This window comes from Polymorphospora sp. NPDC050346 (genome assembly GCF_040655695.1).
Taxonomy (GTDB): Bacteria; Actinomycetota; Actinomycetes; order Mycobacteriales; family Micromonosporaceae; genus Polymorphospora; species Polymorphospora lycopeni.
The window spans coordinates 19,122-35,026 of sequence record NZ_JBFAKM010000016.1 but is presented as its reverse complement, the minus strand read 5'-3'; the positions used below and the strand labels follow the sequence as shown (position 1 = coordinate 35,026).

Genomic DNA, 15,905 nt, shown 5'->3' with positions numbered 1-15,905 from the left:
CTCATCGCCATCGGTGCGCCGGGTGTGCACCGGGGTCGGGTTGTCGGTCGGCGTGTCGCGCCCCACGGCCGGATGGTGGGATCGCGTGTCCACGCCGTCACAGCCCGCCGGTACCCTGATGGCGGCTTGCGTGCCCAGCGTGGGGTTCGTGGGCGAGGTGAATCGTCATCAGGTTCGACGTCTAGGGTCGACGAGGGTCGCCGGGCACCGGCCGCAGGCGCCGGCACAGCCCCGGGCACCCCGGAAGGAGTGGACTGCCGTGGCACTGGTGGTGCAGAAATACGGCGGCTCCTCCGTCGCCACCGCCGAGCGCATCAAGCGCGTCGCCGAGCGCATCGTGGCCGCCCGCAAGGCCGGCGACGACGTGGTGGCCGTGGTCTCGGCGATGGGCGACACCACCGACGAGCTGCTCGACCTGGCCCACCAGGTGAGCCCGCTGCCACCCGGCCGCGAGCTGGACATGCTGCTGACCGCCGGTGAGCGGATCTCGATGGCCCTGCTGGCGATGGCGATCCACAACCTCGGCTACGAGGCACGGTCCTACACCGGGTCGCAGGCCGGCGTGCTCACCACGTCGGTGCACGGCCGGGCCCGGATCATCGACGTGACGCCGGGGCGCCTCCAGGGTGCCCTCGACGAGGGCGCGATCGCGATCGTCGCGGGTTTCCAGGGCGTCTCCCAGGACACCAAGGACATCACCACGCTCGGCCGGGGTGGCTCCGACACCACCGCCGTCGCGCTGGCCGCGGCACTCAACGCCGACATGTGCGAGATCTACACCGACGTCGACGGCGTCTTCACCGCCGATCCGCGGATCGTGCCCAACGCCCGGCACATCAAGCAGATCACCTACGAGGAGATGCTCGAACTCGCGGCCTGCGGCGCCAAGGTGCTGCACCTGCGCAGCGTCGAATACGCCCGCCGGGCCAGCCTGCCCATCCACGTCCGGTCGTCCTACTCGACGAACACCGGCACGATGGTCACCGGATCGATGGAGGACCTTTCCGTGGAACAAGCACTGATCACCGGGGTCGCCCACGACCGGAGCGAGGCCAAGATCACGATCGTGGCCGTACCGGACGAGCCGGGCGCCGCCGCCCAGATCTTCGAGACCGTCGCCGGCGCCGAGATCAACATCGACATGATCGTGCAGAACGTGTCGACCGAGGGCACCGGCCGCACCGACATCTCGTTCACCCTGCCCAAGGCCGACGGCCCCACCGCCATGGCCGCGCTCAACAAGATCCAGGAGTCGGTCAAGTTCAAGGGCCTGCTCTACGACGACCACGTCGGCAAGGTCTCGCTGATCGGTGCCGGCATGCGCTCGCACCCCGGTGTGGCCGCCAGCTTCTTCGCCGCCCTCGGCGAGGCCGGCGTCAACATCGAGATGATCTCCACCTCGGAGATCCGGGTGTCCGTGGTCTGCCGTGACACCGACCTCGACAGTGCCGTGCGCGCCGTGCACGAGGCGTTCGACCTCGGCGGCTCCGAAGAAGCCGTGGTCTACGCCGGAACCGGCCGGTAACGACATGTCCCGGCTGCCCACCCTCGCGGTCGTCGGGGCGACCGGCGCCGTCGGCACCGTCATGCTGGAGCTGCTCTCCGCCCGCAAGAACCACTGGGGGGAGATCCGGCTCATCGCTTCCGCGCGCTCCGTCGGCCGCAAGCTGGCCTGCCGGGGCGAGGAGCTGACGGTCCGGGAGCTGTCCGCGGAGGCGTTCGACGGCGTCGACGTCGCCATGTTCGACGTACCCGACGAGGTGTCCGCGCAGTGGGCACCGATCGCCGTCGAGCGCGGCGCGATCGCCGTCGACAACTCCGGCGCCTTCCGGATGGACCGCGACGTCCCGCTGGTCGTCCCCGAGATCAACCCCGAGCAGGTACGCAACCGGCCCAAGGGCATCATCGCCAACGCCAACTGCACCACGCTCGCGATGATCGTGGCGATCGCCCCGCTGCACCGTGAATACGCGCTGCGCGAGCTGGTCCTCGCCTCCTACCAGGCGGTCTCCGGCGCGGGGCAGGTCGGCGTCGACACCCTGCACGACCAGCTCTCCAAGGTCGCCGGCGACCGGGCGCTGGGCAGCCGGCCCGGCAACGTACGGCAGGCCGTCGGCGACGACCTCGGCCCGTTCCCCGCCCCGCTCGCCCTCAACGTGGTGCCGTGGGCCGGTTCGCTCGCCGACGCCGGCTGGTCGACCGAGGAACTCAAGATGCGCAACGAGACGCGCAAGATCCTCGGCCTGCCCGACCTGAAGGTCTCCGCCACCTGCGTACGGGTGCCGGTGGTCACCGGCCACTCGGTGGCCGTGCACGCCGTCTTCGGCAGCGAGGTCGACGCCGAGGGCGCCCGCGAGGCGCTGCGCAACGCACCCGGCGTCATCCTCGTCGACGACCCCGCCGAGGGCGAGTTCCCGATGCCGATCGACGCGGTCGGCACCGACCCGTCCTGGGTGGGCCGGATCCGCCGCTCGATGGACGACCCGCGCGCCCTCGACCTGTTCGTCACCGGCGACAACCTGCGCAAGGGCGCCGCACTCAACACCGCCCAGATCGCCGAACTGCTGGCCCCCGAGTTCGCCGCCCGCTGACCCCGCGCCGGCTGCCTGCCGGCGGGTGCTCAGTCCGGGGCGAGGCGTACGCCGTCGCCGCCGCCGCGCTTCACCGTGTAGAGGGCGGCGTCGGCCCGGCGCAGCGTCAGGTCCGACGACTCGCCCGCCCGCTGCACCGCCACCCCGACGCTGATCGTCCGGCCGAGGGCCCGTGCCGCGCCGGCCAGCCGCCCGGCGATCCCGACCGCCTCCTGTGCCGCCGACACCTCGACCACCGCCACGAACTCGTCGCCACCGATCCGGTACAACTCGTCGCCGTGCCGCAACGCCCGCTCCAACGCCCGGGCCAGACCGACCAGCACGCGGTCGCCGGCCTGGTGCCCGTACGTGTCGTTGATGGTCTTGAAGTTGTCCACGTCGACGGCCAGCAGTGCGGTGCGGCCCGGAGTGGCGGCGGCGATGCGCTCACCGAACGGCCCGTGGTGCGGCAGCCCGGTCAACGGGTCGGAGATGGCCTGTTCATGCAGTTTGTGGAGGCTGCGCAGCCGGTCCAGGCAACTCCACGCCTGCGCGGCGAGCAGTTCCATCAGGTTGACCGTCGTCGGGTCCGGCCGCGACGCCACCTCGTCGGCGACCAGCAGCACCCCGCCCGCGTCCGGCGGCCCCACCGGCACCGAGATCAGCGTGCACACGTCGGCGTCGACCAGGACCTCGTAGCCCCGCGTCGTCGGCGGCCCGGTCTCACCCAGCGTGTACGACGCCCCGTGCCGGTGCGCGCGCGACACGAGTTCGCCCAGTTCGGCGGCGCTCGCCGCGGCCAGCCGCTCGCGCAGCCGCGACTCCAACGGGCCCGGCCGCGCGGTCGGCGGCGCCAACCCGGGCCCGTCCGGACCGGTCAGCAACAGCACCGCCGCCGCGAGCCCGGCCACGTCCCGGGCGGCGTCGATCGAGACCCGCGCCAACGCCCGCTCCGAGGCGGCCGAGGTCATCGCACCCGCGTACCGGAGCAGTTTCTCGCTCCGGCTCTCGGCCGGCGGCCCGCCGAGCCGGTCGACGTGCGCGCCGAGGTCGGCTGCGACCCGCTCGGCGAGCACCCGCCACGCGTCGATGTCGACGGGCCCGGACCATTCCAGGTTGAGTACGCCGATCGGCCGGCCGGACCGGTCCACGACCGGCGCGCAGATCTCGACCGCGACCGGCGGCCCGAGTGCGATGTAGTCGGGGTCGGCGGTGACGTCGGTCACCGTCTGTGTCCTACCGGCGGCGTACGCGCGGCCGGAGACCCCGGTGCCGGGCAGCACCGACGCGAACACCTGCCACGAGCCGGTCGCCGCGACACAGCGCAGCCGGTCGTGGACGTGCAGCAGGACCGCGACCATCACGTCGCTGTGGGCGGCGATCGTCGCCGCGGCGGCCTGGCACGCCCCGGCGACGGTCGTCGCCCTGGTCAGGCGTGCCGCGAGGTCGGCGGTCACTCGTTCGGGGTGCAAGCGCGGGTCGCCGCCTTCTGACGGGTGCGGGCGGCGTCGGTGCTCCGGACGCCGGACCGATTTTACTGAGCGTCGCCACTTGAATGCGTTGCGTTGCGTACGGCTCGCCGTGGCCGGATCGACGGGTCCGGCGGGGCACGCCTACCGTCGGACACCGGGCGTACGAAAGAATCCTGGCCGGCGATGTCGATCCCGCCGTACCCCGTTCGTCGTCATGCTGTACGGCAAGCCCGCCGTACCCGTACGACAGGAGACGGACCGTGAAGTACATGCTGCTCATCCACCCCGCGCCGGACGCCGACCCGAACGACTTCGGCTGCACCCCGGCCGACTGGATCGCCTTCGACAAGGCAGTGAACGAGGCGGGGATCTTCGTCTCGGGCGAGGAGTTGCAGGACCTCGTCACCGCCACCACGGTCCGGGTCAGCCAGACCGGCGAGCGCACGATCACCGACGGCCCGTTCGCCGAGACCCGGGAACTGCTCGGCGGCTTCTACGTCATCGACGTACCGAACCTCGACGTCGCCCTCGACTGGGCGGCCCGCTGCCCCGGATCGCGCGGCGGCGGCGGCGTCGAGGTGCGGCCGGTCGCCGACTTCCCCCAGGGCTGACGGCGATGGACGAGCGGGCAGCCGGCGCGGTGGAGGCGGTCTTCCGTGAGGAACGCGGCCGGCTGCTCGCCTCCCTCGTCCACCGCTTCGGCGACCTCGACCTGGCCGAGGACGTCGCCTCCGAGGCGATCGAGGCCGCCCTCGAACACTGGCCCCGGCAGGGCGTGCCGGCCAGGCCCGGGGCCTGGCTGCTCACCACGGCGCGACGCAAGGCCGTCGACCGGCTGCGGCGCGACCAGGCGTACGCGGCCCGCCTCGCCGTGCTCCAGGCCGAGGCGGACCGGGCCGGACCGGTCGCACCCGCGGACCCCGACGGTGACCTGCCCGACGAGCGGCTGAGCCTCTTCTTCACCTGCGCCCACCCGGCGCTGCCCGCCGAGGACCGTGGCGCGCTGACCCTGCGCTGCCTCGCCGGGCTGACGACGCCCGAGGTGGCCCGGGCCTACCTGGTGCCGGTGCCGACGATGGCGCAGCGGATCGTCCGGGCGAAGAAGAAGATCCGGGACGCCCGCATCCCGTTCCGGGTACCCGGCGCCGACGAACTGCCGGGCCGGTTGCCGGGCGTGCTCCAGGTCGTCTATTCGATCTTCACCGAGGGGTACGCGGCCAGCACCGGACCGCGACTGCAGCGGCTCGACCTCGCCGAGGAGGCCATCCGGCTGGCCCGGATCCTGCGCCGGCTGCTGCCCGCCGAGCGCGAGGTGACCGGACTGCTCGCGCTGATGCTGCTGATCCATGCCCGGCGGGACGCCCGCACCGGCCCGGACGGCGAGATCGTCCTCCTCGACGAGCAGGACCGCGGCCGCTGGGACCGGGCCATGATCGAGGAGGGGCGGCAGTTGGTGGTGGCCGCGCTGACCGGCGGCCCACCCGGTCCGTACGGTGTGCAGGCCGCGATCGCCGCCCTGCACGACGAGGCCGCGGACGTGGCCACCACGGACTGGCCACAGGTGGTGGCGCTGTACGACGTACTGCTGGCCCTGTCGCCGTCGCCGGTCGTCGCGCTGAACCGGGCCGCGGCGGTGGCGATGCGGGACGGCCCGGCGGCCGGTCTCGCGCTGCTCGACGAGTTGGCGGACGAGCCCCGGCTGCGGGCATACCACCCGTACGCGGCGGCACGGGGTGACCTGCTGTGCCGGCTGGGCCGGTTCGGCGAGGCCGCGGCGGCGTACCGGGCGGCGCTGGACCTGGCCGGCACCGAGCCCGAACGGGCCCACCTGAGGCGCCGGCTCGAATCGGCCGAACTGTCCGCTTCGGACGGTTGATGCCTCGGGTTGGTTGTCCCGGCCCGCAAATGGCGCGACGGGCCTCGTGGTCCTGTTCCCGAAGCAGCATCGCATCGGCGAACATGGATTCGTCTCGCTGGTCTTCCGAGAACGGGGCTCCCATGCGCATTGCACGATGGCCGTCGACCGCGCCCGGCGGCGCCGTACGCCGGACGGCGATGGTGGCGGCAACGGTGCTGCTGGCGCTCGGCGCCGGCGGAACGGCGTACGCGGCCACCGACACCGAGGCGCCGACCGCCCCGGGGCCGGTGACGATCGCCGGCATCACCACCACGACGATCGAACTGACCTGGGTCGCGGCCACCGACAACGTCGGCGTGACCAGATACGACGTCAGCCACTTCTCGACCGACGTCGTCTTCATGCGCAACACCACCACGAACTCGATCACGATCACCGGACTGCGCCCGTCGAGCACCCACCGGTTCTCGGTCCGCGCCCGGGACGCGGTCGGAAACTTCTCGCCGTCGACCCCGATGCTGGTCGTGACCATGCCGCCCGGCGACAACCAACCACCGACCGCTCCCGGCACCCCGGTGCCGTACACCGTCGCCGACACGCTGGTGATCCTCACCTGGCCCCGATCCACCGACAACGTCTACGTGGCCTTGTACGAGGTCCTCATGGTCAGCGCCCCCGGCAGCCCGGTCGTCGCGACCGCGCCGCAGCATCCACCGACCGGCACCACCGCCCGGGTCACCGGGCTCACCCCCGGTACGACGTACAGCTTCGCGGTCCGGGCGCGCGACGATGCCGGCAACATCTCCGCCCTGTCCGCCCCGGTCACCGTCACCACCACCGGCTGACCGGCCTCAGTCCGTCGGCGGGTTGGCGTCGACGGCGGCGCGGACGAACTCGCGTACCCGCTCGGTGGTGTTCGCTTCCAGCCAGACCGGTCCGCGCCGGATCGGCGGCGCGTCGTGGATCGGCACGTACGCGATGTCCGGCCGGGGATGGTATTGCCGGGTGTGCGCCCCGACCGGGAGCACGCCCCGGCCCAGCGCCACCAGGGAAAGCATCTCGGAGAACGTGTTACCCGCCGGCCCCTTCGGCACCGGCCGGCCCGACGGCGTGTGTTCGGGCGTACGGTCGCGCTTGAACTCCGCCGACGTCACCGCCGGATACTGCACCACCGGGTGCTCGGCGAGCACCTCCAGCGACACCGCTTCGGTGGCGGCCAGCGGATGGCCGGCCGCCACCGCCAGGACCCGTTCCTCGGTGAGCAGGACCGGCCCGTTGGCCATGCCGTCGAACGGGAACGAGGCGATCAGGACGTCGACCGAGCCGTCGACCAGGCTCGCCCGGGTGTTCAGCAGCGGCGCCTCGCGTACGTCGACCTCGCAGTCCGGGTGCCGCTCGCTGAACAGGGCGACGGCCCGCAGCAGCAGCGGCGCGCCCCACTCGCCGACGAACGCCACCCGCAACTGTCCGGTCACGCCCCGGCCGGCGTCGACGGCCCGGCGGACCGCCTCGTCCATTCCGGCCACGAGTGGGGCCAGGTCGTCGGCGAGCCGCCGGCCGATCGGGGTGAGCTGGACGACCCGGCTGGTGCGTTCGAAGAGCGGGGCGCCGATCCGGCGCTCCAGCTTCTTGACCACGTGACTGACCCGCCCGGTGGTCACCCGCAACCGCTCGGCGGTACGCCCGAAGTGCAGCTCCTCGGCGAGCGTCAGGAACGTCTCCAGCTCGTACCGCTCCAGCATCGGATCCTCATCGTTGAATCTGAGTAAACGATCGTAGCGCGATCGTGGCTTGGTCCGGGCCGTGGACCGGCGGATCGTGAAGGCATGACGACAGCGATGATCACCGACTACCTGACCAGCCTCGACGCCCCGCTCCGGGAGGTCGGCGAGAAGCTCCGACCGGTCATCGAAGCGGCCCTGCCCGACGCCACCGGCGCGATGTGGCACGGCCATCCGGTCTGGGGTGCCGGCGACAAGCCGGGCAAGAACCCGATCTGCCTCGTCAAGGCGTACTCGTCGTACGTCACCTTCGGGCTGTGGCGGGGGCAGGAGATCACGGACGCGTCGGGTCGCCTCGTCGCCGGTGCCCGGCAGATGGCGTCGGTCAAGGTCCGTACCGTCGACGAGATCGACCCGGCGCTGTTCGCCGACTGGCTGCGCCAGGCCCGCGACCTGGAGGCGAGGTGAGCGCGGTGCGGGTCACCGGCTTCGACCACCTGGTCCTCAATGTCTCCGACGTCGAACGCTCACTCGACTTCTACTGTGGTCGGCTCGGCCTGACACCGGTTCGCGTCGACGAGTGGCGGGCTGGAAAGGTCCCGTTCCCGTCCGTACGGGTCACCCCGGAAACGATCATCGACCTGGTACGCCGCGTCCGTGACGGGTCGAACGTCGACCACCTCTGCCTGGTGGTGGCGCCGCTGGACTGGCCGGAGGTCATCGACTCCGGCACCTTCACGGTGCTGGAGGGACCGGTCGGCCGGTTCGGCGCGCGGGGTGACGCGACCTCGGTCTACGTCGCCGATCCGGATGGCAACAGCGTCGAGCTGCGCTGGTATCCCCAGGACGCCTGAGCGACGACTCTTCGGACCCGCCGACGGTCCCAGATCCGACCGCGCGCGACGCCGGGCCACGCTTGTGGCCCGGCGTCGCGCGTTGCTACGCTTTCACGTGTAAGAAATCCTTTACATGCGAAGGAGGAACATGACAGTGGCCCAGCCGACCGGTGACCAGCTGGTCGAGATGCTGGCCGCGCTGGCCAACCCGCTGCGGCTGCGGATCATGGCGAAGCTGGCCGGCGGCCGTGACTACGTGAGCCACCTGGCTCGAGAGATCGGGATCAGCCGCCCCCTGCTGCACATGCACCTGCAACGGCTGGAAACAGCCGGCCTGATCGTCGGCAGCCTCGAACTCTCCGAGGACGGCAAGGCCATGAAGTACTACCAGGTCGCCGAGTTCGACGTGCACCTGACCGCATCGACCCTCGTCGAGGCGGCCGAGACCCTCACCAGATCGGACCCGGTGCCGGGTCCCGCACCGAAGGAGACCCCCCGATGACAGACACCTGGACCTGGCCCGAAGCGATCCTCGTACTCGGCGTGCTGATGTTCGTCTTCCTGGTCCTCGGCGCCATCGCGGCCACCGTGCTCGACTTCCGCAAGATGCGGATCGCGACCCAGCAGGACGAACAGTTGCGACAGCTCGTGAGCCGCTACGAGCAGCTGGCCGAGCGCACCCTGGACGCCCAGCAGCGGGTGGCCGCCGACGTTTCCGAGCTCCGGTCACGGACCGCCTCGATCGAACAGATCCTCCGCACCGTCGAGTAGGGGAGACCACCATGAGGGCAATCGCGCAGGACCGGTACGGGCCGCCGGAGGTGCTGGAACTCCGGGAGATCGACCGGCCGACGGTCAAGAGAGACCAGGTGCTCGTACGCGTGCGGGCCGCCGGTATCCACCGCGGCGACCGGATCCTGATGACCGGCCGGCCGTACCTCGTCCGCGTCGCCGGACCGCGTGCGCCGATGCACCGGGTCCGGGGTACGGAGTTCGCCGGCGAGGTGACGGCGGTCGGCGCCGACGTGACCGAGTTCCGGCCCGGCGACGAGGTGCTCGGCTGGGGGACGGGGACGTTCGCCGAGTTCGTCTCCGTACCCGCCGCGAACCTGGTGCCGAAGCCGGCGACGCTCACGTTCGAGCAGGCCGCGGCGGTGCCGATCTCCGGGATGACCGCGTTCCAGGGCCTGAACGGCCGGACCCGTCCGCAACCGGGGCAGCGGGTCCTGGTCATCGGCGCGGCCGGCGGCGTCGGGACGTTCGCCGTCCAGATCGCCAAGGCGTACGGAGCGGAGGTGACCGGCGTGTGCAGCACCACCAAGACGGAACTGGTCCGGTCGCTCGGCGCCGACCACGTCATCGACTACACCCGCGAGGACCTCGCCCGGGGCGGACGCCGATACGACGTCATCTTCGACATTGTCGGCGACCGGCCGATCGCGCTGCTCCGCCGGCTCCTGACCCCGGCCGGAACGCTCGTGCTGGTGGGGGTGGAGAAAGGTGGGCCCGTGCTGGGCGGATTCGAGCGCAACTTCGCGGCGATGCTCGTCGCACCACTCGTACGGCGGCGCCGGGTGCGACCGCTCACGTCGACCAGTCGCAAACCAGACCTTCTCGGGCTCACCGAACTCGTCGAGGCCGGCAAACTGACGCCGGTCGTCGGCCGGACCTATCCGCTCGACCGGACCGCCGACGCCTTCCGCTACCTCGCGGACCAGCACGCGCGGGGCAAGGTGGTCATCACCGTATGAGCCGCTGGATCACCGAACCGGACCAGCGGCGACGGCCCGCCGGTCCGGGGCCGGATCCGACCCCGGACCGAAGGGGAGGCGCTACCGGCCGACGCGCAGGTCGAGCCAGACCAGCCGGTGGTCGGAACTGGGGAACGGGAACGTCCCGGTGAGCCGCGACAGCGGGTCACTCGCGACCGGCCAGAACACCCCACCATCGCGTACGTCCAACCCACGCGACGGCAGCACGTAGTCGGCGCGTACGTTGCCCGGACCCGGTACGTCGGCGAAGTCGGCCGTGTCGTACTTCGGGTTGCTGCGGTGGGTGGTGTTCGCGCCGCCCTGCAGGGCGCTCGCCTCGACCGCACCACGGCTCGACGGGGTGAACCCGTCGTTGATCCACCGGTGGTCCAGGAGCTGCTGGGCGGCGCCGGGGATGCTGTCGCCGTCGCGCGGGTCGGAGTTCAGGTCACCGGCGATCACGAACTTCGACCCCGGCCGTAGCCCGCCCCGACGCCCCTGGTCGTCGTAGATGTAACGGCCGCTGCCCGGACGTACGTAGTCGGCCCAGAACCGGATCTCGTCAAAGTTGCGTCGCCCGTTGCGGTCCTCCGGGCCGTCGAAGACCGGCGGGGTCGGGTGGCTGACCAGGAAGTGCACCGTCCGCTTACCGACCTTGATCGGCAGGTCCCAGTGGCTCTTCGACGACAGCCGGAAGACCGCCAGTTCCTCCGGCGAGTACCAGTCGGCGGGGGCCGGGGTGGCCGGGTCATCGGGCAGCAGGGCGCCCGGCATGTCCTTCCACAGGAAGTTCTGGAAGGTACGCGCGCCGCCCAGGTCGATCGGATACCGCGAGTAGACGACCATGCCGTACTGGCCCGGGAAGTCACCGAAGCCGAGCGCGTCGTCGCCGTACCCGGGGGTGCCCGGCTGGGTGACGACCTGGCCGTTGTTGTTCAGGTCGAAGCCGGAGGCGACGCCGGTGTTGCTCGGCGCGATGAACCGGTGCGGGTAGCGGATCGGCCTCGCGCCGTTCTGGCCCACCGAGAGGTAGTTGTCCTGGAACAGCCGGGCCGCGACCGGGTCGAAGTCGAACTCGTTGATCAGCAGCACGTCCGGCCGGTTGCGCTGGACGATCTCGGCGATCGTGCGGGCCTGCGCGTTACCCGGCGTCGACAGGTCGGCCCGCAGGGTGCCGGCGGCGCTCCGGTTGAGCGAGGCGTTGAACGTGGCGAACCGTACGTCCTCGCCCTTGCCGTGGGCGGCGGCCGGGGCCGCCACCGAGGGCAGCGCGGCGAGCATGACCGCCGTGGCGAGCAATCCACCACGTACCGCGATCCGTCGTGATCGCCTGACGGCTGACGACATCCGTCCTCCTTGCCGTGTCGTCCGGCCGGGATTCCCGTACCGGGTTGGCCTGTCGACGTCCGGCCGGGCCGACGTCGAGGTGCGCCCATGTGTCTATCGGTGGGCACCGACAGCCTGATGGCCGTGGTGTGAACACTGAGGTTCGTTGATCGACGCACGGCTGGCAAGGGCAGGCGGCGGAAGGCGACGGCCACAGAAACCACAAGAGGGCATATCCGTCGAGCGGATATGCCCTCTTACCTGGTCGGGGTGGCCGGATTTGAACCGACGACCTCTTCGTCCCGAACGAAGCGCGCTACCAAACTGCGCCACACCCCGAGGCGTGCCGACAAATAGTAGCCCACCGCCGCCGAGGGGCAAACTTGGATCCCCCTGCCGTGCCGAACCGGCAGGGGGACGCGCGTCAGCGGGGGATCAGCGTCAGCAGCGAGGCCTCCGGGCGGCAGGCGAACCGGATCGGCGCGGTCGGGTGGGTGCCGATGCCGGCCGACACGTGCAGCCACGAGTCGGAGCCGGGCCAGCGGTGCAGGCCCTTGGCCATCGAGGTGGGCAGTTCGCAGTTGGTGACCAGTGCGCCGACGAACGGCACGCACACCTGCCCGCCGTGGGTGTGGCCGGCGAGCAGCAGGTCGAAGCCGTCGGCGGCCATCCGGTCGAGGACCCGGGGCTCGGGGGAGTGGGTCAGCGCCACGGACAGGTCGGCCTGCTCCGGGACCGGGCCGGCGACCTGGTCCCAGTCGTCGCGGCCGATGTGCGGGTCGTCGACGCCGGCGAGTTCCACCACCCGACCGCCGATCTTGGTGCTGGTGCGGGCGTTGTTCAGGTCGGCCCAGCCGGCGCCGAGCAGCACCTCACGCAGGTCCTCGTACGGCAGGTCGACGCCCTGGACGTACTCGCGTTCGGGCAGCAGGTAGCTCAACGGGTTCTTCCACACCGGCCCGCGGTAGTCGTTGGAGCCGAAGACGAACGCACCCGGGAAGTCGAGCAGCGGCTGGAGGGCGCGCAGCGCGCCGGGCACGGCGTCGGGGTGGGCCAGGTTGTCGCCGGTGACCACGACGAGGTCGGGGTCGGTGGCGGCCAGCGACGCCACCCATGCCTGCTTGCGGCGTTGGTCGGGGGTCATGTGCATGTCCGACAGGTGCAGGATGCGCAGCGGCTCCGCGTCGGGGGCGAGAACCGGTACGTCGAACCGGCGCAGGGTGAACATGTTGCGTTCGACGAGGGACGCGTACGCCAGGGTGCCGGCGCCGACGGCGGCGGTGGCGGCGGCCAGCCGCATAACAGTGCGCTTTCGCATGGCGTTCAGGGTAGTTTCACCAGCCATGAGCACGTTGAAGGACACTCTCACGACGGACATGCGCGCGGCCCTGAAGGCGCGTGACGAGCTGACCACGTCGACGCTGCGGATGGCGCTGGCGGCGATCGGCAACGCCGAGGTCGCCGGGAAGGCCAAGCGCGATCTGTCCGACGACGAGGTGCTCGCGGTGCTGACCCGGGAGGCGAAGAAGCGGCGTGAGGCGGCCACGGCGTTCGCCGACGCCGGCCGGGGCGACCAGGCGGCGAAGGAGACGGCAGAGGGCGAGGTGCTCGAGCGCTACCTGCCGAAGCAGCTCGGCGACGAGGAACTGGCGGAGCTGGTCGCCGGCGCGCTGTCCGCCGGTGGGTTCACCGGCAAGGCCCAGATGGGCCCGGCGATGAAGGCGGCCCAGGCCGCGGTGGCCGGCCGGGCCGAGGGTGGCCGGGTCGCCGCCGAGGTACGCCGGCAACTCGGCCTCTGAGCGCCGTACAGGTCCGAAAACCCGCGAGGGCGGGCACCCGTCGGGGTGCCCGCCCTCTTGTCGCGTACGGCGTCGTCAGTCGTCCGCACCCGGTGACGGGCTCTGGCTGCCACCGCTACGGCCGTTGCTGACCTGGATGGAGACCGCACCGCCCCGGATGGTCCGGCCGTCGGGGCTGGTGCCGGCGACGGTGCCGGCCGGGCAGCTGGAGTCGACGCGGCCCGAGTCGACGGAGACGTCGAAGCCGGCGGCGCGCAGTCGGGACCGGGCGGTGTCGACGTCCTGGCATCTGACGACCGGGATGCTGCGCTGTTCACCGTTGACGAGCTTGCCGCTCGGCGGCGTGAACTGCTTGGTTTCCTTGTTCTTCATGCCGTCCCGCAGCGTCTCGTAGACGGCCGGGTTGACGATGTCGTGGCTCATCCGGGCCGTGGTCTGCGCCCAGTCGGGGTCGGCGAGGATGCCGGCGACGGCGAGCTGCTTGGTGGTGACGACCAGCGAGGCGGTCTTCTCGCTGTCGGTGGTGCCGGTCTTGCCGGACACCGGCTTCTTCACCACGCCGCGGATGCCGGTCGCGGTGCCGCCGTCGCAGCGGCTGGTGGACGAGCCGTCGCCGACCGGGCAGCGGCCGGCGTCGATCGCGGCACGGGCCACCTCGGGCTTGAACTCGTCCTTGCAGCGCGGGTTGGCGACGTCGAGCTTGTTGCCGTCCTGGTCACGGATCTCCTGGACCGGGATCGGCTCGCAGTACTTGCCGTCCGCGGCGAGGGTGGCGTAGGCGTTGGCCAGGTCGAGCGGGGTGGTCGACGAGACGCCGAGGGTGAAGGCGCCCCACTGCTTGGCACCCTGCGGGTTGTTGGCGATCCGGGCGTCCTCGGCGGCGCGGAACTGGATGCCGGCACGCTTGGCGGCGTTGACGACGTTGTCGGCACCGACCATGTCCTGGAGCTTGACGAAGTAGGTGTTGACCGAGCGGCCCATGCCGCTCCACATGTTCCGGACGCCGTTCATCCAGGACGGGTTGGCGTTGACCGGGCAGTACTTGTTGGTGCCGGGACAGGCGGCGTCGCTGCCCCGCTCGACGATGTAGCTGGTCTGGAGCGGGGAGGTGGCGTTGATCGAGGTGGCCAGCGGGTAGCCCTTCTCCAGCGCCGCGACCAGGGTGAACATCTTGAACGTCGATCCGGCCTGGTAGCCCGTGATGTCGTTGCCACCGGTCATCAGCGGGTTGGTGGTGTTGGGGTAGGTGCCCCGGATGCCCTGCCGGGCCTTGGCCGGGTTGCTGGACATCTTGTTCTGCGGGTTGTTGGGGTCGTCGAGCTTGAAGACCCGGTTGACGGCGAGGGCGCGTACCCGGCCGGTGCCGGGCTCGACGGCCGCGACCATCAGCGCGTTCTTGTTGTCGTTCTTGATCCGCTTTTCGATGTTCTTGTTGGCGGCGTCCTGGGTGGCGACGTCGAGCGAGGTGACGATGCTGTAGCCACCGCTCTTGAGCCGGCGCTCCCGGTCGTAGGTGGTGGCGCCGAAGGTCTCCTGATCCATCCACCAGCGGTAGAAGTAGTCGCAGAAGAAGCCCCAGGTGGCCTTGTTCGCGGCGACGCAGCCGTTCGGGGCCCGCTTGCCCTTGACCTTGAGTTCGACGGCCTTGGCCTCGGTGGCCTGCTCGGCGGTGATGGCGCCGGTGATGACCATCTGGTCGATGACGTAGTCGCGCCGGGCGACCGCCTGCGGGTAGCCGCCCTCGGTGGTCGGGTCGAAGGCGGACGGCGCCTTGACCATACCGGCGAGCATCGCCGCTTCCTCGATGGTCAGGTCCTTGGGGTGCTTGCCGAAGTAGACCTGGCTGGCGGCGAAGACACCGTACGCGCCGTTACCGAACGGGGCGATGTTGAGGTAGCGCTCCAGCACCTCGTCCTTGGACAACTCCTTGGTGATCTGCATCGCGTAGCGCATCTCGCGCAGCTTGCGGGCGTTGGTGTCCTCGGTGGCGGCCACGACGTCCTGCGGGTGGGTCGCCGAGTAGGCGATGGCCAGGCGGACGTACTGCATGGTCAGGGTGGAGGCACCCTGCTGGGTGGCGCCGGCGGAGTTGTTGGCCACGAAGGCCCGGGCCACGCCCTTGACGTCGACGCCGTTGTGCTCGTAGAACTTCTTGTCCTCGGCGGCGATGATCGCCTGCTGCATGAGCACGTTGACGTCCTTCAGCGGTACGTCACGCCGGTTCTCGTCGTACATCGTGGCGAGCGGTGTCTTGCCGTCCGATGCGTAGAGGTAGCTGATCTGGGGCGCGCTCTTGACGGTCAGCTCGCTCGGCAGCTTGTCGAAGGTCTCAGCGCCCGCCTTGGCGGCGAGACCGGACAGCGCCACCGCCGGGAAGGCGGCCGCGGCTACGACCACGCCCGCCAGTAGGCCGCAGATGAGCAGCGACGCGGCGTTGGTCAGGAGGTTGTGGTCACGTTTCCGCATCCAGGTCACTGCGCCAGGGTACGCGAGTGACCAACGGGGTCGCTTGCCGTGTACTTCGCCCATTTCCTCACGGCGTCGGCCTCGTTGTGCTAGACGCATGGCCCTG

The 15,905-nt window shown here is 71.1% G+C and carries 16 protein-coding genes and 1 tRNA gene; 11 read left to right on the top strand and 6 right to left on the bottom strand.

Annotated elements, in window-relative coordinates; translation table 11 throughout:
• The first annotated feature begins 259 nt into the window (after positions 1–259).
• Both AB0I42_RS18225 and AB0I42_RS18220 read left to right on the top strand, forming a co-directional pair.
• On the top strand, positions 260–1,525 hold the full coding sequence (locus AB0I42_RS18225; protein ID WP_357538688.1) for an aspartate kinase: 1,266 nt from the start codon (positions 260–262) through the stop codon (positions 1,523–1,525).
• 4 nt (positions 1,526–1,529) lie between these two features.
• The gene (locus AB0I42_RS18220) at positions 1,530–2,591 is read left to right on the top strand and encodes an aspartate-semialdehyde dehydrogenase (protein WP_357538687.1); all 1,062 of its coding nucleotides are present in this window, start codon (positions 1,530–1,532) and stop codon (positions 2,589–2,591) included.
• Positions 2,592–2,620: 29 nt separating this feature from the next.
• Here the strand turns inward: AB0I42_RS18220 and AB0I42_RS18215 are convergent, their stop codons facing one another.
• Positions 2,621–4,042, bottom strand: a complete 1,422-nt coding sequence (locus tag AB0I42_RS18215) for a diguanylate cyclase (protein WP_357538686.1) — start codon at positions 4,040–4,042, stop codon at positions 2,621–2,623.
• A 269-nt stretch (positions 4,043–4,311) separates the two neighbouring features.
• Here AB0I42_RS18215 and AB0I42_RS18210 point away from each other — a divergent pair, with 269 nt between their 5' ends.
• The 3 genes from AB0I42_RS18210 to AB0I42_RS18200 all read left to right on the top strand — a co-directional run bounded on the left by AB0I42_RS18210 (position 4,312) and on the right by AB0I42_RS18200 (position 6,745).
• On the top strand, positions 4,312–4,653 hold the full coding sequence (locus AB0I42_RS18210) for a YciI family protein (RefSeq protein ID WP_357538795.1): 342 nt from the start codon (positions 4,312–4,314) through the stop codon (positions 4,651–4,653).
• Positions 4,654–4,658: 5 nt separating this feature from the next.
• A complete protein-coding gene (locus AB0I42_RS18205) occupies positions 4,659–5,918 on the top strand; it encodes a DUF6596 domain-containing protein (RefSeq protein WP_357538685.1) in 1,260 nt (419 codons plus the stop codon).
• Positions 5,919–6,040: 122 nt separating this feature from the next.
• Positions 6,041–6,745, top strand: a complete 705-nt coding sequence (locus AB0I42_RS18200) for a fibronectin type III domain-containing protein (protein ID WP_357538684.1) — start codon at positions 6,041–6,043, stop codon at positions 6,743–6,745.
• A 6-nt stretch (positions 6,746–6,751) separates the two neighbouring features.
• Here AB0I42_RS18200 and AB0I42_RS18195 read toward each other — a convergent pair whose 3' ends face one another.
• The gene (locus AB0I42_RS18195) at positions 6,752–7,642 is read right to left on the bottom strand and encodes a LysR family transcriptional regulator (protein ID WP_357538683.1); all 891 of its coding nucleotides are present in this window, start codon (positions 7,640–7,642) and stop codon (positions 6,752–6,754) included.
• A gap of 84 nt (positions 7,643–7,726) precedes the next feature.
• Between AB0I42_RS18195 and AB0I42_RS18190 the strand changes: the two genes are divergently transcribed.
• From AB0I42_RS18190 to AB0I42_RS18170, 5 genes are all read left to right on the top strand, one after another.
• Positions 7,727–8,089, top strand: a complete 363-nt coding sequence (locus AB0I42_RS18190; protein WP_357538682.1) for a DUF1801 domain-containing protein — start codon at positions 7,727–7,729, stop codon at positions 8,087–8,089.
• Complete coding sequence (locus tag AB0I42_RS18185) at positions 8,086–8,475, top strand: VOC family protein (RefSeq protein WP_357538681.1); 390 nt, start codon at positions 8,086–8,088, stop codon at positions 8,473–8,475. The genes AB0I42_RS18190 and AB0I42_RS18185 overlap by 4 nt, the downstream gene beginning before the upstream one ends.
• A 130-nt stretch (positions 8,476–8,605) precedes the next feature.
• Positions 8,606–8,959 carry a winged helix-turn-helix domain-containing protein gene (locus AB0I42_RS18180; protein ID WP_357519827.1) on the top strand — a complete coding sequence of 118 codons (354 nt, stop codon included), beginning with the start codon at positions 8,606–8,608 and terminating at the stop codon, positions 8,957–8,959.
• On the top strand, positions 8,956–9,228 hold the full coding sequence (locus tag AB0I42_RS18175) for a hypothetical protein (RefSeq protein WP_357538680.1): 273 nt from the start codon (positions 8,956–8,958) through the stop codon (positions 9,226–9,228). The genes AB0I42_RS18180 and AB0I42_RS18175 overlap by 4 nt, the downstream gene beginning before the upstream one ends.
• Positions 9,229–9,239: 11 nt before the next feature.
• Positions 9,240–10,208, top strand: a complete 969-nt coding sequence (locus AB0I42_RS18170) for an NAD(P)-dependent alcohol dehydrogenase (protein ID WP_357538679.1) — start codon at positions 9,240–9,242, stop codon at positions 10,206–10,208.
• Positions 10,209–10,289: 81 nt separating this feature from the next.
• Here the strand turns inward: AB0I42_RS18170 and AB0I42_RS18165 are convergent, their stop codons facing one another.
• From AB0I42_RS18165 to AB0I42_RS18155, 3 genes are all read right to left on the bottom strand, one after another.
• Positions 10,290–11,555 (bottom strand): endonuclease/exonuclease/phosphatase family protein, encoded by a 1,266-nt coding sequence (locus tag AB0I42_RS18165; RefSeq protein WP_357538678.1) that lies wholly within the window; start codon positions 11,553–11,555, stop codon positions 10,290–10,292.
• A 241-nt stretch (positions 11,556–11,796) separates the two neighbouring features.
• Positions 11,797–11,873 (bottom strand) — tRNA-Pro (locus AB0I42_RS18160).
• An 85-nt stretch (positions 11,874–11,958) separates the two neighbouring features.
• Positions 11,959–12,852, bottom strand: a complete 894-nt coding sequence (locus tag AB0I42_RS18155; RefSeq protein WP_357538677.1) for a metallophosphoesterase — start codon at positions 12,850–12,852, stop codon at positions 11,959–11,961.
• 25 nt (positions 12,853–12,877) lie between these two features.
• Between AB0I42_RS18155 and AB0I42_RS18150 the strand changes: the two genes are divergently transcribed.
• Entirely contained in the window at positions 12,878–13,333 is a 456-nt protein-coding gene (locus AB0I42_RS18150; RefSeq protein WP_357538676.1) for a GatB/YqeY domain-containing protein, read from the top strand.
• A 75-nt stretch (positions 13,334–13,408) separates the two neighbouring features.
• On the opposite strand, the gene AB0I42_RS18145 is transcribed toward AB0I42_RS18150, so the two are convergent.
• The gene (locus tag AB0I42_RS18145; protein WP_357538794.1) at positions 13,409–15,799 is read right to left on the bottom strand and encodes a transglycosylase domain-containing protein; all 2,391 of its coding nucleotides are present in this window, start codon (positions 15,797–15,799) and stop codon (positions 13,409–13,411) included.
• Positions 15,800–15,905: the final 106 nt, after the last annotated feature.

Bases quoted from the DNA above. Each gene is read 5' to 3' on its own strand.
- AB0I42_RS18195 (WP_357538683.1), bottom strand. From the start codon at position 7,642: ATGCTGGAGCGGTACGAGCTGGAGACGTTCCTGACGCTCGCCGAGGAG.
- AB0I42_RS18155 (WP_357538677.1), bottom strand. From the start codon at position 12,852: ATGCGAAAGCGCACTGTTATGCGGCTGGCCGCCGCCACCGCCGCCGTC.
- AB0I42_RS18200 (WP_357538684.1), top strand. From the start codon at position 6,041: ATGCGCATTGCACGATGGCCGTCGACCGCGCCCGGCGGCGCCGTACGC.
- AB0I42_RS18180 (WP_357519827.1), top strand. From the start codon at position 8,606: ATGACAGTGGCCCAGCCGACCGGTGACCAGCTGGTCGAGATGCTGGCC.
- AB0I42_RS18210 (WP_357538795.1), top strand. From the start codon at position 4,312: ATGCTGCTCATCCACCCCGCGCCGGACGCCGACCCGAACGACTTCGGC.
- AB0I42_RS18190 (WP_357538682.1), top strand. From the start codon at position 7,727: ATGACGACAGCGATGATCACCGACTACCTGACCAGCCTCGACGCCCCG.
- AB0I42_RS18175 (WP_357538680.1), top strand. From the start codon at position 8,956: ATGACAGACACCTGGACCTGGCCCGAAGCGATCCTCGTACTCGGCGTG.
- AB0I42_RS18170 (WP_357538679.1), top strand. From the start codon at position 9,240: ATGAGGGCAATCGCGCAGGACCGGTACGGGCCGCCGGAGGTGCTGGAA.
- AB0I42_RS18145 (WP_357538794.1), bottom strand. From the start codon at position 15,799: ATGCGGAAACGTGACCACAACCTCCTGACCAACGCCGCGTCGCTGCTC.
- AB0I42_RS18165 (WP_357538678.1), bottom strand. From the start codon at position 11,555: ATGTCGTCAGCCGTCAGGCGATCACGACGGATCGCGGTACGTGGTGGA.
- AB0I42_RS18205 (WP_357538685.1), top strand. From the start codon at position 4,659: ATGGACGAGCGGGCAGCCGGCGCGGTGGAGGCGGTCTTCCGTGAGGAA.
- AB0I42_RS18220 (WP_357538687.1), top strand. From the start codon at position 1,530: ATGTCCCGGCTGCCCACCCTCGCGGTCGTCGGGGCGACCGGCGCCGTC.
- AB0I42_RS18150 (WP_357538676.1), top strand. From the start codon at position 12,878: ATGAGCACGTTGAAGGACACTCTCACGACGGACATGCGCGCGGCCCTG.